General features: G+C 71.5%; 15 protein-coding genes. 3 read left to right on the top strand and 12 right to left on the bottom strand.

Going from position 1 to position 16,233, the window contains the following annotated elements; translation table 11 throughout:
• Nucleotides 1–205 precede the first annotated feature (205 nt).
• Entirely contained in the window at nucleotides 206–1,891 is a 1,686-nt protein-coding gene (locus tag ACH4KB_RS21065; protein ID WP_398067406.1) for a ribonuclease J, read from the top strand.
• A 31-nt stretch (nucleotides 1,892–1,922) separates the two neighbouring features.
• The gene (locus ACH4KB_RS21060; RefSeq protein WP_398067404.1) at nucleotides 1,923–2,663 is read left to right on the top strand and encodes a spermidine synthase; all 741 of its coding nucleotides are present in this window, start codon (nucleotides 1,923–1,925) and stop codon (nucleotides 2,661–2,663) included.
• 361 nt (nucleotides 2,664–3,024) lie between these two features.
• Here ACH4KB_RS21060 and ACH4KB_RS21055 read toward each other — a convergent pair whose 3' ends face one another.
• The 9 genes from ACH4KB_RS21055 to infC all read right to left on the bottom strand — a co-directional run bounded on the left by ACH4KB_RS21055 (nucleotide 3,025) and on the right by infC (nucleotide 13,039).
• Nucleotides 3,025–3,555, bottom strand: a complete 531-nt coding sequence (locus tag ACH4KB_RS21055) for an NUDIX hydrolase (RefSeq protein ID WP_398067403.1) — start codon at nucleotides 3,553–3,555, stop codon at nucleotides 3,025–3,027.
• Between the two features lie 86 nt (nucleotides 3,556–3,641).
• Nucleotides 3,642–4,991, bottom strand: coding sequence for a transcriptional regulator (locus ACH4KB_RS21050; protein ID WP_398067402.1), 1,350 nt, complete (start codon nucleotides 4,989–4,991; stop codon nucleotides 3,642–3,644).
• A 414-nt stretch (nucleotides 4,992–5,405) separates the two neighbouring features.
• The gene (gene pheT, locus ACH4KB_RS21045) at nucleotides 5,406–7,919 is read right to left on the bottom strand and encodes a phenylalanine--tRNA ligase subunit beta (RefSeq protein ID WP_398067401.1); all 2,514 of its coding nucleotides are present in this window, start codon (nucleotides 7,917–7,919) and stop codon (nucleotides 5,406–5,408) included.
• The gene (pheS, locus tag ACH4KB_RS21040; protein WP_398067400.1) at nucleotides 7,919–9,058 is read right to left on the bottom strand and encodes a phenylalanine--tRNA ligase subunit alpha; all 1,140 of its coding nucleotides are present in this window, start codon (nucleotides 9,056–9,058) and stop codon (nucleotides 7,919–7,921) included. Before pheS ends, pheT begins: the two co-directional genes overlap by 1 nt.
• A 116-nt stretch (nucleotides 9,059–9,174) precedes the next feature.
• On the bottom strand, nucleotides 9,175–10,353 hold the full coding sequence (locus tag ACH4KB_RS21035; protein ID WP_398067399.1) for an ATP-binding protein: 1,179 nt from the start codon (nucleotides 10,351–10,353) through the stop codon (nucleotides 9,175–9,177).
• A gap of 173 nt (nucleotides 10,354–10,526) precedes the next feature.
• Nucleotides 10,527–11,372, bottom strand: a complete 846-nt coding sequence (locus ACH4KB_RS21030) for a TrmH family RNA methyltransferase (RefSeq protein ID WP_398067398.1) — start codon at nucleotides 11,370–11,372, stop codon at nucleotides 10,527–10,529.
• Nucleotides 11,373–11,516: 144 nt separating this feature from the next.
• Nucleotides 11,517–11,900 carry a 50S ribosomal protein L20 gene (rplT, locus tag ACH4KB_RS21025; RefSeq protein WP_398067397.1) on the bottom strand — a complete coding sequence of 128 codons (384 nt, stop codon included), beginning with the start codon at nucleotides 11,898–11,900 and terminating at the stop codon, nucleotides 11,517–11,519.
• Between the two features lie 107 nt (nucleotides 11,901–12,007).
• On the bottom strand, nucleotides 12,008–12,202 hold the full coding sequence (rpmI, locus tag ACH4KB_RS21020) for a 50S ribosomal protein L35 (protein ID WP_003970213.1): 195 nt from the start codon (nucleotides 12,200–12,202) through the stop codon (nucleotides 12,008–12,010).
• A gap of 120 nt (nucleotides 12,203–12,322) precedes the next feature.
• Nucleotides 12,323–13,039 carry a translation initiation factor IF-3 gene (infC, locus tag ACH4KB_RS21015; RefSeq protein WP_398067579.1) on the bottom strand — a complete coding sequence of 239 codons (717 nt, stop codon included), beginning with the start codon at nucleotides 13,037–13,039 and terminating at the stop codon, nucleotides 12,323–12,325.
• A gap of 332 nt (nucleotides 13,040–13,371) precedes the next feature.
• Here infC and ACH4KB_RS21010 point away from each other — a divergent pair, with 332 nt between their 5' ends.
• Entirely contained in the window at nucleotides 13,372–13,734 is a 363-nt protein-coding gene (locus ACH4KB_RS21010; RefSeq protein WP_018959482.1) for a DUF1844 domain-containing protein, read from the top strand.
• A gap of 85 nt (nucleotides 13,735–13,819) precedes the next feature.
• Here the strand turns inward: ACH4KB_RS21010 and ACH4KB_RS21005 are convergent, their stop codons facing one another.
• From ACH4KB_RS21005 to ACH4KB_RS20995, 3 genes are all read right to left on the bottom strand, one after another.
• Nucleotides 13,820–14,533 (bottom strand): MIP family channel protein, encoded by a 714-nt coding sequence (locus ACH4KB_RS21005; RefSeq protein ID WP_398067396.1) that lies wholly within the window; start codon nucleotides 14,531–14,533, stop codon nucleotides 13,820–13,822.
• 137 nt (nucleotides 14,534–14,670) lie between these two features.
• Nucleotides 14,671–15,447, bottom strand: coding sequence for an SseB family protein (locus tag ACH4KB_RS21000; RefSeq protein ID WP_398067395.1), 777 nt, complete (start codon nucleotides 15,445–15,447; stop codon nucleotides 14,671–14,673).
• A gap of 133 nt (nucleotides 15,448–15,580) precedes the next feature.
• Nucleotides 15,581–16,186 carry a TetR/AcrR family transcriptional regulator gene (locus ACH4KB_RS20995; RefSeq protein ID WP_398067394.1) on the bottom strand — a complete coding sequence of 202 codons (606 nt, stop codon included), beginning with the start codon at nucleotides 16,184–16,186 and terminating at the stop codon, nucleotides 15,581–15,583.
• Nucleotides 16,187–16,233 lie beyond the last annotated feature (47 nt).

Below are 16,233 nucleotides of genomic sequence, written 5' to 3'. Positions count from 1 at the left end.
GAGTGCGGAGGTCTGCACCGCACCTCACACTACCCTCTCGTAAGGGCAGCTTTACGTGTCTCTCTGCTTCGATTCCCGGTTCCGAGTGACTGACATCGGTCGCACGGAGTCGTGGACGGCACCGAGCCCCCGTTCACATGGGCCGTGAGGGTGCCGGAGTCCCGTGATAATGGATCACCCCGTAACTCTCCGGTAGCGTCAGCGTATGAGCCATCCACATCCTGATCTGAAGCCCGCCCCTCCTCTCGTCGCAGAAGGGCTGAGGGTCGTCGCCCTGGGCGGTCTCGGAGAGATCGGCCGGAACATGACCGTCTTCGAGTACGCCGGCAAGCTGCTGATCGTCGACTGCGGTGTGCTGTTCCCCGAGGAGACCCAGCCCGGCGTCGACGTGATCCTGCCCGACTTCACCTCGATCCGGGACCGTCTGCACGACGTCGTCGGTGTGGTCCTCACCCACGGGCACGAGGATCACATCGGCGGCGTGCCCTACCTGCTGCGTGAACGCCGGGACATCCCGGTCATCGGCTCGAAGCTGACGCTCGCCTTCCTTGAGGCCAAGCTCAAGGAGCACCACATCAAGCCCACGACGGTGCGGGTGAAGGAAGGGGAACAGCGCGACTTCGGGCCTTTCGGCTGCGAGTTCGTGGCGGTCAACCACTCCATCCCGGATGGTCTCGCGGTCGCGATCCGGACCGGCGCGGGCATGGTCCTGCACACCGGTGACTTCAAGATGGACCAGTTCCCGCTGGACGACCGCATCACCGACCTGCGGGCCTTCGCCCGGCTCGGCGAGGAAGGGGTCGACCTGTTCCTCACCGACTCCACCAACGCCGAGGTGCCGGGTTTCACCACATCCGAGCGAGAGCTGAACCCCGCCATCGAGCACGTCATGCGGACCGCCCCGCGCCGGGTCATCGTCTCCAGCTTCGCCAGCCACGTCCACCGTATCCAGCAAGTCCTCGACGCCGCGCATCAGCACGGGCGGAAGGTCGCCTTCGTGGGCCGGTCCATGGTCCGCAACATGGGCATCGCCCGCGAACTGGGCTATCTGAGGACGCCGCCGGGCCTCGTGGTCGACGCCAGGGAGTTGGAGAAGCTGCCCGACCACAAGATCACCCTGGTCTGCACGGGCTCCCAGGGCGAGCCGATGGCCGCCCTCTCCCGCATGGCCAACCGCGATCATTCGATCCGCATCGGGCAGGGCGACACCGTCCTGCTCGCCAGCTCCCTCATCCCGGGCAACGAGAACGCGATCTACCGGGTGATCAACGGGCTGACCCGCTGGGGCGCCAACGTCGTCCACAAGGGCAACGCCAAGGTCCACGTCTCCGGCCACGCCAGCGCGGGTGAACTGGTCTACTGCTACAACATCGTCAAGCCCCGCCACGTCATGCCCGTCCACGGCGAGTGGAAGCACATGCGGGCCAACGCCGACCTCGCCATCCGCACCGGCGTCGCACCGGACCGTGTGATCATCGCCGAGGACGGCGTCGTCGTCGACCTCGTCGACGGGCGCGCCTCGATCACCGGAAAGGTCCCGGCCGGCTACGTGTACGTCGACGGCATGACGGTCGGAGGCGCGACGGAGGCATCCCTGAAGGACCGCCGCGTCCTGGCGGAGGAGGGCGTGGTCACCATCGTGGCGATCGTCGACGCCGACACCGGAGCACTCGCGGAGGCGCCCGACTTCCTCGCCCGCGGATTCGAGCACGACGACACCACCTTCGAGCCCGTCGTCCCGCTCATCGAGAAGACCCTGGCCGCAGCGGCGCAAGAGGGCATCGGAGACCACCACCAGCTCGAACAGCGCATCGCCCGTGCCGTCGCCTCCTGGGCCTTCCGCAGCCACCGGCGCAAGCCCCTGATCATCCCTGTCGTCATCGACGCCTGACACAGCGTCACCGACCGGAGGCACCCCCACCATGACCACCCGCTTCGAGGAACTCGACTGGAAGCCGACACCGATCGGCGACATCAGCCTGCGGCGCCGGCGCGACCCGTTGTCGGGAGACGACGTGTACGAGGTGAAGCTCGGGGACGAGTTCCTGATGTCCAGCCTCTTCACCGAGGGCGAGATCGCCCTCGCCCGACTGGGCCTCGCCCCGGTCGCGCACCACCCCGGCCTCGATGTCGCCGTCGGCGGCCTCGGCCTCGGGTACACGGCACACGCCGCCCTGGAGGAGCGGAACGTTCGCTCCCTGATCGTCGTCGACACCCTCGGCGAGGTCATCGACTGGCACCAACGCGGCCTGGTCCCGCTCGGCACCACACTCGACTCGGACGACCGCTGCCGGCTGGTGCACGGCGACTTCTTCGCCATGGTGGCGGCGGGCCACGGGCTGGACCCGCAGACCGAGGGCCGCCTCTTCCACGCCATCCTGCTGGACGTCGACCACTCCCCCCGCCACGTGCTGCACCCGAGCCACGCCGCTCTCTACCGGTCGGCGGGCCTGAGCGCCCTCTCGCGCCTCCTCCACCCCGGAGGCGTCTTCGCCCTGTGGTCCAACGACCCGCCGGACGACGGCTTCGTCTCCCTCCTCGCCAACGGCTTCCAGCACGCCGCCGCCCACGTGGTGGAGTTCCCCAACCCGCTGCGAGGCGGCACCTCGACCAACACCATCTACGTGGCCGTCACGAGCAGCGTCGCAGAACGAAGGGCCTGACCGTCCCGCATGGACAAGCCGGCCGGCGCACGCCACGCCGCACCGGGCCGTCCCCTGCCGAAGAGCGCTGTCGCCCGACGTCGCCGTGCCCCGCTTCGGGCGGCACCGACCGGTCGACGAGAACGGTCGGCCTCGGCACCGGCTCGGCATGGCGATCCCGGTGCCGACGCCCGTAAGCACGGGGACGGCCAGAAGCGCGGCCGGATGCTGCGCCACGGCGCGGGCCACCTCGGCCGAAAGACCGGGCCGGCTTCTACCCGTACGCCTGAACCGCCCGCGCCATGCGCCGAAGCGAGCCGGTCCCGGTCACCCCCCCCGGGGCCGGCTCCTCGCGCGTGCGGGGCGTTCGTGCGCGGCCGGGTCAGCCCAGTCTCAGGTGGTGCAGCATCAGCAGGGCGGCCGCCATGTTCGCGGCGGGCACCTCGCCCCGGGCGATCATGTCCGGGACCACCTTGAGCGGTATCCACTCGCGGCGCGAGGACTCGAAGGCGTCCCTGGGATGCCCGGTCCAGTGCGCCTCGTCGGACCAGAAGAGGTGGTGGCGGGCGTCGGTGAGGCCGTTCGACGGTTCCACGGTGAGCAGCGGGCGCAGCTCGCCGGGGCGCCAGCCGGTCTCCTCCTCCATCTCCCGGGCCGCCGCCACCGCGATGTCCTCGCCGTCCTCGACGACGCCCGCGGCCAGTTCCCACCCCCAGCTGTCGGTGATGAACCGGTGCCGCCAGAGCAGCAGCACCTCGTTCGCCTCGTTGACGACGGTGGCGGCCGCGACGGGTCGCAGCCGGATGACGAAGTGGTCGAGGTGACTGCCGTCGGGGAGCTGGACGTCCGCCAGATTCACCCGGAACCACGGGTTCTGATACACATTCCGTTCGTTCAAGTTCGCCCACTGCATGGTTCTGCCGCCTTTCGACATGTTGGGGTCAACATGTCAGCAGGCTCGGCTGTCACGGGGAGCGCACGACGGGGCGTCGGCAGAGCTCACAGAGGCACGCGGAGCGCCTCGTCGATGAGGTCGGTGGTCCCCACCGCGTCGGAGCAGCCGCTCGCCGCCAGTTCGCTCCGGACCTGCCGCAGCCGGTCGCGCAGCCGCTGGGACTCCATTCCCCGGGCCCTCATCGCCATTTCGGCAGCTGTACCGGCCGCGCGGTCGGCCTCGCCCTGAAGCAGCTCGATATGACTCAACATCGCGAGACGGTGCACGCGCCCCCGGTCGTGCGCCGGGGCGCGCACGGCGGAGGCCGCGTGCTCCCGGGCGGCGGGCAGGTCCCCGAGACCGAGCAGCGCCTCCGCCACCTGGACGTCGACCAGGCCCGGCTGGACGTACCCGGTCTCGTCCGGCTCCCGGCCGGTGTGGATCCGGCCCGCCTGCGCCTCGGCCCGCCCGATGCAGGCCCGGGCGCTCGCCGCGTCGCCCAGCCGGGCGTACGCCTTGGCCTGCATGGCGTGCAGATCGGCGGCGAGGGCGGGGGTGATGTGATCGCCGGCGGCCCGCAGCGCGGCCTCGGCGAAGGCGATGGAGCGGCGGTAGTCGCCGAGGAACAGCGACTGGGTGACCAGCAGCGCGATCACATAGCCGCCCAGCCCCCGGTCCCCGCTGGATTTGGCGAGCCGCAGCGCCTGGTGGAAGTAACGCTGGGCGAGTCCGTGGGCGTCGGAGTCGTAGGCGCAGATGCCCGCCACCGCCACGAGCCCCGCCGTCGCCCGGTGCAGGCTCCGGCCCAGGGCGTCGCTGTAGCCGCCGCGCAGCAGCGGCGCGGCCTCCGCGTTGAGGAAGCGGACGATCCGGGACCTGGTCGCGAGGCCGCCCGTCTTGCGGTACATCTGCTCGTAGTGGTCGCGGGCCGACTTGAGCATCGCTATGTCGGCCGCGCTGACCCGGCCCGGTCCCGGCCGCGAGACGTCGGTGTCCTCCGGGGGGTTCTCCCACTCCCAGACCGGCATCACCGCCGGCGTGCCGGTGACGGCGGGCACGGTGGCCAGATGCGGGCGCCGCTGTTCGTCGGAGCGCCACAGGGCGGTGGCCCGCTCGACGAACCCGGAGAGGGAGGCGCCCTCGGCGCCGGTGTCCGCCCCCGTCCCGGCGAAGGCGCCCATCCCGACGTCGTCGAGCCCGACGGGCCGCCCCAGCCGGCCGGCCAGTACCTCGCAGATCAGGTCGGGCACCTGCCCCCGCGGGCGCTGGCCCTTGAGCCAGCGGGAGACCGCCGTGTGTTCGTACCGCAGGCTCAGCCCACGGGTCAGGCCCGCCCGGTTGACGTGACCGGCGAGGCCCGCACGGGACACACCGGCCTCCTCGATCAGGGCTTCGAGCAGGACATTGGGCTCCATCGTCCCCCCAGGTGCGTGTCGCAATGAGCCTAGTGGAGCACGATTCACACGGGGTGTGAACGGAATGCCCGAACCCTCCTGCTGTGCGCTCTGCCGCGCGGGTCCCGGGCCTCGGTTGAATGGGCTCCCTCGCAAGAGGCGGCCGGGTCGTCGGCTCCCCCTCGTAACGGCCTACGACCCGCACCCGCGCCGTCCGCGCTGCTGACCTGCCCGACACTCCGAGGCAGCGCGGACGGCGCCCGGACCGCACGGCCCACTGACCGACGACGAAGGAGGGTGGCTGCGGAACGGACATCGGCACCGCGTTCCTCCCGGTTCCGGTTCCGGCTCCGGCGTGTGGTCCCCGTCGCTCGGCGGGATGGAGAAGGGGCGTATCCGGTGGCCGGATACGCCCCTTCTCAACGCTGCGGCGGGCTACGCGCCGCGCAGCACCGCGCCCGTGCGCTCGGCGGCCAGGGCCACCGCGCTGTCGCGGGCGGCGGACGCCTCCTCGACGGTCAGGGTGCGGTCGGCGGCGCGGAAGCGCAGCGCGTACGCCAGGGACTTGTTGCCCCCGCCGATCTGCTCACCGGTGAAGACGTCGAACAGCCGCAGCGATTCGAGGAGTTCACCCGCGCCCTCGCGCAGGGCCCGCTCCACGTCGGCGGCCGGTACGTCCCCGGCGACGACGAGCGCGACGTCCTGGGTCGCCACCGGGAAGGTGGAGATCCGGGGCGCCTGGAGCGCTCCGTCGACGGCCTGCTCCAGGACGTCGAGCTCGACCTCGGCGGCGCAGGTCCGCTCGGGCAGGTGGAGCGCCTTGATGACGCGCGGGTGCAGTTCGCCCGCGTGTCCGAAGAGGGTCTCCTCGCCGTTCACGGTGACGTACAGCGCGGCACAGCGGCCTGGGTGCCAGGGGGCGTGCTGGTCGGCGCGGACGATGACCTCCACACCGGCCTCCGCGGCGATCGAGCGAGCGGCCTCGACGGCGTCCGCCCAGGTCGCCGGGGTGCCCTTGCCCCACCAGCCGGACTGCTCGCGGGCGCCCGCGAGGACGACGGCGGCGCGGCGCGGCTGACGCGGCAGGGCCGCGTCGAGACCGGCGATCTCCTCGTCGGTGGGCCGGCGGTCGACGGGCAGCCGGACCGCCTGCGTCTCCTCGCCGGTCGGCCTGAAGACCAGACCCGTCTCGAAGAGCGCCAGGTCGTGGCTGCCGCGACCGTCGTTGCGGCGCAGGGCGCCGAGGAGGCCCGGCAGCAGCGTGGTGCGCAGCGCCGGCTCCTCGTCGGAGAGCGGGTTGACGAGCTTGACCGTGCGGCGGCGGGCGTCGTCCGCCTCCAGGCCGAGCTGGTCCAGGACCGCGTCGCCGATGAACGGGTAGCTCAGCGCCTCGACGTAACCGGCTCCGGCCAACGCCCGGCCGATGCGGCGGTGCAGCCGCTGGCGGTCGGTGAGACCACGTCCGGAGGGGGGCGTGGGCAGCGTGGAGGGCAGGTTCTCGTAGCCCTCGAGACGGATGACCTCTTCGGCCAGGTCGTTCGGCTCGTTCAGGTCGGGCCGCCAGGACGGGACGGTGACGATCAGCTCGTCCTGCCCGTAGACGTCGCAGCCGACCTGCTGGAGCCGGCGGACGACGGTCTCGCGGCCGTAATCCATACCGGCGACCCGGTCCGGGTGGTCGGCGGGCATCGCGATGGTGCGCGGCGCGGACGGGGCGGTGATCTCGGTGACCCCGGCCTCGGCGGTGCCGCCCGCGAGGAGGACCAGCAGATCCACCGTGCGCTGCGCGGCAGCGGCGGCGGCCTGCGGGTCGACGCCGCGCTCGAAGCGCTTGGACGCCTCGGAGGACAGCTTGTGGCGGCGCGCGGTGCGGGCGATCGAGATCGCGTCGAAGTGCGCGGCCTCGATGACGACCTCGGTGGTGAGGGCGTGCTCGCCGTCCGCGTCGGCGATCTCGGTGTTGGCCCCGCCCATGACGCCCGCGAGGCCGATGGGCCCGCGGTCGTCGGTGATGACGAGGTCCTCGGCGTCCAGCACGCGCACGGTGCCGTCCAGCGTGGTGAGCTTCTCGCCCTGCGCGGCTCGGCGCACACCGATCGGCCCCTCGACCCGGGTGCGGTCGTAGGCGTGCAGCGGCTGGCCGAGCTCCAGCATCACGTAGTTGGTGATGTCGACGGCCAGCGAGATGGGCCGCATCCCGGCCTTCTGGAGGCGGCGGCGCATCCAGATCGGGGAGCGGGCCTCGGGCTGGAGACCGGTGACGGTGCGCGCGGTGAAGCGGTCGCAGCCGATGGGGTCGGTGATCTTGACCGGGTAGCCGTACGCGTTCGGCGCGGGCACGTCCAGCAGCGCCGGGTCGCGCAGCGGCAGCCCGTACGCGATGGCGGTCTCACGGGCGACACCGCGCATCGAGAGGCAGTAGCCGCGGTCCGGGGTGACGGCGATGTCGAGGACCTCGTCGACGAGCTGGAGCAGCTCGATCGCGTCGGTGCCGACCTCGTGCTCCGGGGGCAGCACGATGATGCCGTGCGTGCCGTCGTCGCCCATGCCGAGCTCGTCGGTGGAGCAGATCATGCCGTGCGAGGTCTTGCCGTACGTCTTGCGGGCGGCGATCGCGAAGTCGCCGGGCAGGACCGCGCCCGGGAGGACCACGACGACCTTGTCGCCGACCGAGAAGTTGCGGGCGCCGCAGACGATCTCCTGCGGTTCGCCGGTGCCGTTGGCGGTGCCGACGTCGACGGTGCAGAAGCGGATGGGCTTCTTGAAGCCCTCCAGCTCCTCGATGGTCAGGACCTTGCCGACGACCAGGGGGCCCTTGAGGCCCGCGCCGATCTGCTCGACGGTCTCGACCTCGAGGCCGACGGAGACGAGCTTGGCCTGTACGTCACGGCCGGTCTCCGTCGCCGGCAGGTCGACGTACTCCCGCAGCCAGGAAAGCGGGACGCGCATCAGATCTCCATCCCGAACGGCCGGGTGAACCGGACGTCACCCTCGACCATGTCTCGCATGTCTTCGACGTTGTGGCGGAACATCAGCATCCGTTCGATGCCGAACCCGAAGGCGAATCCGCTGTACTTCTGGGGGTCGACGCCGCAGGCGGTGAGCACCTTGGGGTTGACCATGCCGCAGCCGCCGAGCTCGATCCAGCCCTCGCTGCCGCAGGTGCGGCAGGGTCGGTCCGGGTTGCCGACGGACTCGCCGCGGCAGACGTAGCAGACCATGTCCATCTCGGCGGACGGCTCGGTGAACGGGAAGAAGTTCGGCCGCAGCCGGGTCTTCATGTCCGGCCCGAAGAGCGCCTGGACCATGTGGTCGAGGGTGCCCTTGAGGTCGGCCATGGTGAGGCCCTCGTCGACGGCGAGCAGCTCGATCTGGTGGAAGACCGGGGTGTGCGTGGCGTCGAGCTCGTCGGTGCGGTAGACCCGGCCGGGGCAGACCACGTAGACGGGGGGCTTGCGCTCCAGCAGCGAGCGGGCCTGGACCGGGGAGGTGTGCGTACGCAGCACGACGCCGGACTGGTCGCCCTCGGTCGCCTTCCCGTCGGGCGTGGTGCCCTGGACGAAGAAGGTGTCCTGCATCTGGCGGGCCGGGTGGTCGGGCACGAAGTTCAGGGCGTCGAAGTTGAACCACTCCGCCTCGACCTCGGGGCCCTCGGCGATCTCGTAGCCCATGGCCACGAAGACGTCCGCGACGCGCTCCATGATGGTCGTCAGGGGGTGGCGGGCGCCGGCCGGGACGCGGTCGTAGGGCAGCGTGACGTCCACGGCCTCCTCGACGAGCACCCGGGCGTCCCGCTCGGCCTCCAGCTCCGCCTGGCGGGCGGCGAGCGCCTTGGAGACGGCTCCGCGGGCCTGGCCCACGCGCTTGCCCGCCTCGGCCTTGGCCTGCGGGGGCAGGGCGCCGATCTCGCGGTTGGCGAGGGACAGCGGCGAGGTGCCTCCGGTGTGCGCGGTCTTCGCCTGGGCGAGCGCGTCGAGGTCGCCGGCGGCGGCGAAGGCGGCGAACGCCTCGTCCCGCAGGCGCTCGATCTCTTCCGGTTTCAGTGCCTCGACCTCGACTGGGTCGTACGACTTGTTCGGTGCCGACATCTCTTCCCGTGCTTCCGATTGGCTGATGGCGCGACCCCGCTCGACGACTGGAGGACGCAAAGGTGCCAAAGGTCGAGTCTAAAGGCCGCAGGACGGTCGGGGCGCCCGCGGGCTGCTCACACCAGGTAGGCGGGCATGCTCACGGGCAGAATAAATCGGAATCGGGCTCCGCCGCCGGGCCCCCGGTCGACGGTGATGGTGCCGCCGTGCGCCTCGACGATGCCCTTGACGATGTAGAGGCCCAGCCCCGTGCCACCGCGTTTACTCCCCCGCCAGAAGCGGGTGAAGACGCGGCCCATCGACTCCTCGGGGATGCCGGGGCCTTCGTCGCTCACGGTGACAGCCGTTCCCATCTCGTCATCGGCGCCCGGCGCGGGTGCCGGGGCGATCTCAATGGTGACGGTTCCCTCGCCGTGGCGCACCGCGTTTTCCAGGAGGTTGCCCAGGACCTGGTCGACCTTGTCCGGGTCGGCCCACAGAGCGGGCAGCGGCCCCCGGGTGCGGACGAGGAAGCGCTCGGCGGCCTGGCCCCCCGTGATGAGCGCCTGGATGTGCCGTGCCACGGCGGCGGAGACGTCGACGGGCTGGCGGCGCAGCTCCAGCCGGCCGGAGTCGATGCGGGAGATGTCGAGCAGTTCGGCGATGAGCCGGGTGACCCGGCCGGCGTCCGCGTCGACGGTCTCCAGCATCAGCCGCTTCTGGTCGTCGGTGAAGCGTTCCCACTTGGCGAGCAGCGTCGCGGTGAACCCCTTGACGGAGGTCAGCGGGGAGCGCAGTTCGTGGGCGACGGTGGCGATCAGCTCGGCGTGGCTGCGTTCGGTACGCCGGCGGGCCTCGGTGCCCCGCAGCGAGACCACGACCCGTCGCACCGGGCCGAGCGGGTGCTCGCGTACGTAACGGGCGGAGACCAGCACCTCACGGCCGCCGGGCAGCAGCAGGTTGCGCTCGGGCTGGGCCTTGCGCGTGGTGAGACCGCCGTACGGGTCGGTCAGCTCCCACCAGCGCTTCCCCTTGAGGTCCTCCAGCGGGAGGGCGACGTCCAGGGGGCGTCCGATGGCGGCTGCGCGGGGGGTGGCGGTGATGCGGGCGGCGGCGGCGTTGAAGCAGACGACGCGCCCGCTCTCGTCGGCGACGACGAGACCGTCGGGAAGGTCGTCCGGGTCGATGTCGGGGGCTTCCTGGCCGAGGCCGGCGCCGAGGCCGTCCGGACCGGCCGCCGATCCGTCCGGCTCCTCTTCCGCAGCGCGTGCCGCGGTGGTGTGCGCCGGTCGCGGCGAGCTCATGCCGACAGCCATCTTCCCGTATCCCCACCTCTCGAACCGGTGCAGTGGGCCCCCGAGTTCGTCACCCTACTAGGCGGTGGCGAACCGGCGACACCCTGTGGGGGCGCGGAGAGGAGTGCGCCGGTGGGAGGGGCGCGGGAATGGCTGGGATCGTGTGCTGACGGGCCGTCGGGGCGGCGCTGCGTTCACGCGTCGGGGGTACGCCGGGGACGCTGCGCGCGGGCGGAGGCGTACAGGCAGACGGCGGCGGCGGTGGCGAGGTTGAGGCTCTCCGCCTTGCCGTGGATGGGGACGCGGACGACGGCGTCGGCGAGCGCGCGGGTCTCCTCGGGGAGCCCCCAGGCCTCGTTGCCGAAGACCCAGGCGGTGGGGGTCCCCATGGTGCCCGCGTCCAGCTCGTCGTCCAGATCGTCGGCGCCGGCCCCGTCGGCGGCGAGGATGCGCACTCCGGCGTCCCGGAGGCCCTGCACGGCCTGTTCGACGGGGACGCCGACGGCGACGGGCAGGTGGTAGAGCGAACCGACCGAGGCCCGTACGGACTTGGGGTTGTAGAGGTCGACCGAGGCGTCGGTCAGGATCACCGCGTCCGCGCCGGCCGCGTCCGCGCAGCGCAGTACCGTCCCGGCGTTCCCGGGGTCCCGCACGTTGGCCAGGACGGCCACCAGGGTGGGCTTCGCGGCGAGGATCTCCTGGAACGGGGTGTCCAGGAAGCGGCAGACGCCGATGAGGCCCTGCGGGGTGACGGTCTGCGAGACGTCGGCGAGGACGTCGTCGTCGGCCAGGTGCACCCGGGCGCCCGCGGTGTGGGCGGCCTCGACGATGTCGGCGTACCGGTCGGCGGCCTCGGGCGTGGCGAACAGCTCGATGAGCGTCGGCTCGCCGTCACCGCCCCGGTGGGCGGCGGCCTCGCGCACGGCCTGGGGTCCCTCGGCGATGAACCTGCGCTCCTTGCCGCGGAAGTTGCGGCGGGCCAGCCGGCGGGCGGCGGCGACTCGGGGGGAACGCGGGGAGATCAGTTCGGGGGTGCCCATGGTCGGCGGCGAGCCTCTCTGCGAACGGCTGTGGCGGTGTGCGGGTGTCGTCGGCGGACGTGTGCCGTCGGCGGGTCCAACGCACCGGACCCGCAGGCGGCGTACGCCTGCGGGTCCGGTGCGCTACCTGGAAGGGGGCCTGGATCAGGCGGCCTTCGGGGCGTTGACGTCGCTCGGGAGGGCCTTCTGAGCGACCTCGACGAGGGAGGCGAACGCATTGGCGTCGTTGACCGCGAGCTCGGCCAGGATCTTGCGGTCCACCTCGATGTTGGCGGCCTTCAGACCCTGGATGAGGCGGTTGTACGTCATGCCGTTCTGGCGGGCAGCGGCGTTGATGCGCTGGATCCACAGCTGACGGAAGTCGCCCTTGCGCTTCTTGCGGTCGTTGTAGTTGTAGACCAGGGAGTGGGTGACCTGCTCCTTGGCCTTGCGGTACAGGCGCGAGCGCTGACCGCGGTAGCCGCTGGCGGCCTCGAGGATTGCCCGGCGCTTCTTGTGGGCGTTGACTGCCCGCTTGACGCGTGCCACTTGTTAACTCCTTGTAGCGGGGCCGTGGGTGTCTTCACACGGCCCGGAAACGAATTGGTCCCGGTGTGATCGAGGTCGTGCCTCCGGGGCGAGCCGGAGGCCGGGCCTCACTTGCCGAGAAGCTTCTTGATCTTCTTGGCGTCGGCCGGAGCCACGACGACCGTGCCGGTCAGCGAGCGGGTCTTCTTGGACGACTTGTGCTCGAGCAGGTGGCGCTTGCCGGCCCTCTCGCGGAGCACCTTGCCGGAGCCGGTGATCTTGAAGCGCTTGCTGGCACCGCTGTGCGTCTTGTTCTTCGGCATCGCGCCGTTCTCTCCTCGTCAGTGGCGCCCCTCACGGTGCGGGGCACCGGACTGCAGGGGCGTCAGATCTCTATGGGATTCCGGGGGGACCCGGGGCTGCCTGGATGGCAGCCCCTGAGGTCACGCCTCGGAAGGTGTCTCGGCCGGAGCCTCGACCGCTTCGGCCGGAGCCTCGGCGGTCTTGTCCTCCGACGGTGCGTCGGTCGTGCCCTGACGCTCCGCCTTGCGGGCGGCCTGGGCCTCACGGGCCTCGGCCATGGCTTCGGTCTTCTTCTTGTGCGGGCCCAGAACCATGATCATGTTCCGGCCGTCCTGCTTCGGGTTGGACTCGATGAAGCCCAGGTCCTCCACGTCCGAAGCGAGACGCTGGAGCAGTCGGAAGCCCAGCTCGGGGCGGGACTGCTCACGACCACGGAACATGATCGTGATCTTGACCTTGTCGCCCTGCTTGAGGAACCGGACGACGTGACCCTTCTTGGTGTCATAGTCGTGCGGGTCGATCTTCGGCCGGAGCTTCATCTCCTTGATGACCGTGTGCGCCTGGTTCTTGCGCGCCTCACGGGCCTTCATGGCCGACTCGTACTTGAACTTCCCGTAGTCCATGAGCTTGCACACGGGCGGACGGGCTGTCGCCGCCACCTCGACCAGGTCGAGGTCGTACTCCTGTGCGAGTTCCAGGGCCTTGGCAAGCGGAACGATCCCGACCTGCTCGCCACTGGGACCGACAAGTCGGACCTCGGGAACGCGAATCCGGTCGTTGATGCGGGGCTCGGCGCTGATGGATCCTCCTCGGTAGCACCACGCGACCGCCTGGCGGACAGCCGCGTAACGTCTTATAACGTCAAGACCAACCGAGCCGGGAGCGCAAAAAAGCCCCGGACGGGACACAGGCGAGGCTCCAGGAACAACCGGAGCACCGCCGCGGTCAACCGCGGGGCGCATCGGACGGTTCCATCGTCCGTACGGAACGATGGGGACCGTCTGACCGGTGACCCGCCGTCCGGTGAGGACAGCCAGGTGGGAGATCGGAGCCTCCACTTGTGGGCCGGGCATATAGATGTCCGGCCGGTCGTTGCACAACACTACCTCATATCCATGGCACGTGCAGCAGCCGAGCGGGAGGGCTGCCCGTGCGCGGGAGGGCGGTGGCCTGGCCTTATCGTGTGGGCATGAGTGACGCGACCCCCAGCAGTGAGAACCCCGGCTTCGACGACATGGCCCGCGACATCGCGGAGGTCCCCGCGGTCGAGGTGATCGTGACGGTCGCCGTCAACCTGATGAGCGCAGCCGCCGTGAAGCTCGGCCTCACCGAGGAGGGCGAGGAGCACAAGGACCTCGACGAGGCCCGCAAGCTGGTCCAGGCGCTGGCCGGACTGCTGGACGCGAGCGCCACGGAGATCAGCACCTTCCATGCCTCCCCGCTGCGCGACGGCCTGAAGTCCCTCCAGCTCGCCTTCCGCGAGGCGTCGCTGGTGCCGGACGAGCCCGGCCACGGCCCCGGCGAGAAGTACACCGGTCCCGTCTACGGCTAGCCGCCCCCCTTCCTCGTACGCCGGGAAGCCCGCCGTCCCCCGTGGGGCGGCGGGCTTCCGCGTGGGTGCGGGCCGGGGAGGTCCGTCAGATGGCGTCCTCGGTCTCCTCGGGCAGGACGTTGGGGCAGGGGTGGGTGAGCCGGTGGGCGTAGGCGGCGATCGCTCCGCCGACCACGGGCGCGACGATGAAAAGCCAGAGCTGGGAGAGGGCCGCGCCGCCCGCGAAGAGCGCCGGGCCGAAGCTGCGCGCCGGGTTGACCGACGTGCCGGTCAGCGGGATGCCCACCAGGTGGATCGCGGCGAGAGCCAGGCCGATGGGCAGCCCGTCGAATCCGGTGACCGCCACCTTGTGGGTCACCGCGAGGACCACGTAGACCAGCAGGAACGTCAGGACCACCTCGGCGAGGAACGCGCCGCCGATGTTGATGCCGACGGCCGACCGGTCTCCGTAGCCGTTGGTGCCGAACTCGCCGCTGGTCTCCAGGCCCGGGATCTGCTTCGCCAGCAGGAACAGCAGGGCCGCGCCGACGACCGCTCCGAGGAACTGGGCCACCCACCGCTCGACGGCCGTACGGATGCCGATCCGGCCCGCCATATACATGCCCAGCGTGACCGCGGGGTTGACGTGGCAGCCGGAGATCGGGCCGAGCGCGTAGGCCAGTGCGAGGAGGGTGAAGCCGAAGGTCAGGGCGATGCCTACCGTGCCGAGGTATTCGACGGCGACGACCGCGGAACCCACGGCGAAGAACACCAGCAGCAGGGTGCCGAGGAACTCTGACGCCACGATCCGCTTCTGCATGGAACCACCTCGCGAGCTTGATCGGTTGGTCGGATTTCTCCGAATTCCCGACAATTCTCACGGCGGCGGGCACTTGGCGCGCGTCGACCGGGTCGTCCCGGCTCCGGTCCGGCCCCGGTCCGGTTCGGCCCGCTACGTCAGCGGGCGAAGAGGGGCTCCCCCGGTGTGGGCGTACCGGCGGGGAGAACGGCCAGATCCAGGCCGCTCACCAGCCGGGCCCGCAGCACCTCGCTGGCCGACAGCGCCCGCGCGATGCGGCGGGCCGCCTCGGCGGGCACGGCGTCCGGCGCGAGGACGAGGGCGAGGGTGCCGTCCGCGCTGCCGGGGCCGAGGTGGGCGCGGACCACGGCGGAGTCGGCGGCCACGGTCTCCCGTACGGCCGCGACGACGGCGGGGTCCTGGAGCGGGTCGGTGCTGGTGCGGTTCTCGGCGAGGGCCAGGAGCGCCTGCCCGCTCAGCTCGAAGGCGACGGGCCCGGCGAGATCCAGCACGACGGTGTCGGCCTTCTCGTGGGCGGCGGCCTGGAGCGCCTGGTGCAGCGGTACGGCGACGGGGCGCGCCTCCGGGTCCCAGAGTGCCAGCGACGCGGTCGAGGTGAAGGCGGGGAGCGCACGCCGGTCGCCGGCCTTGAGGGTGGGGACGGCCATGTCGCTGGTCTTCTCGCGCCGCAGCCCGCCCCCCCGTCTCCCACCACCGCCCTTCTGAAGTGCTTCGCGCCCCTCATGACCGTCCTCCTCGACCTCCCCCAGGACGGCGACGACGGGGACCAGGAGCCGGGCGTCGCGCAGCGCCGTGAGGACCGGGCCGACGGCGTTCCGGTCGCGGGACCAGGCGTCCAGGGCCCTGGTCAGGGCGGGGGACGCCGAGCCGTCGTCGTCGGAGAAACCGGGGTCCGGGATGTTCTTGAGCTCCACGGGACGAGGGTAGTGCCTGGGCTCCGGCCGCCTGCCCGCAGGTGGGGCGGGCGCGGGGCTCGGCGCTCCGGCCGTCACCGAGGACCGGGCGCGGGCTCAGCGTTCCGGCCGCCACCGGGAGCCGGGCGCGGGCTCAGCGTTCCGTCGCCCCGGCCAGCAGGCCGGCCGCCTCCTCGCGGGCGTGGGCGACGGGGTCCGGGAAGACCTTCAGCCCGTGGGCGGCCAGGGCCCCTTCGTGCAGCAGCATGAGCGTCCGGCCCAGCCGGTCGGCGGCGTCGGGGCCGAGCCCCTCGACGCCTCGGGCGAGCCGGGTGAACAGGTCGAGCATCCACTGCTTCTGGCCGGTGATGACCGCGTGCGCCGGGTGGGAAGGGTCGCTGATCTCCGCATGGGCGTTGATCATGCTGCACCCTTTGGAGCCGTTCTCCGCCATCCAGGCGCGCGAGGCGTCGAAGACGGCCAGGATCCGGGCGCGTGGCGCGGGCGGCGCGGCGTCGAGGCGCTCGGCGAGCAAGGCGCGCCAGCGTTCGTCGCGGTCGGCGAGGTACTCCACGACGATCTGCTCCTTGGAGCCGAAGCGGTCGTAGAGGGTCTTCTTGGTCACCCCGGCCTCGGCGGCGATCAGGTCCACCCCGACGGCATGGATGCCCCGGTCGTAGAAGAGCCGCCCGGCGGCCGCCAGGGCTCGTCGCGCGGCAGGCGTCATGGTGATCCGGCGTAGTTCCTCGGGAGTACCCATGGCCACGAGTATACCGATCTGTATAGTCGAGAGGGTAGGTATACCGA

It is taken from the genome of Streptomyces sp. NPDC017520 (genome assembly GCF_044329855.1).
Taxonomy (GTDB): Bacteria; Actinomycetota; Actinomycetes; order Streptomycetales; family Streptomycetaceae; genus Streptomyces.
This window is presented reverse-complemented; position numbering and strand designations above follow the sequence as displayed.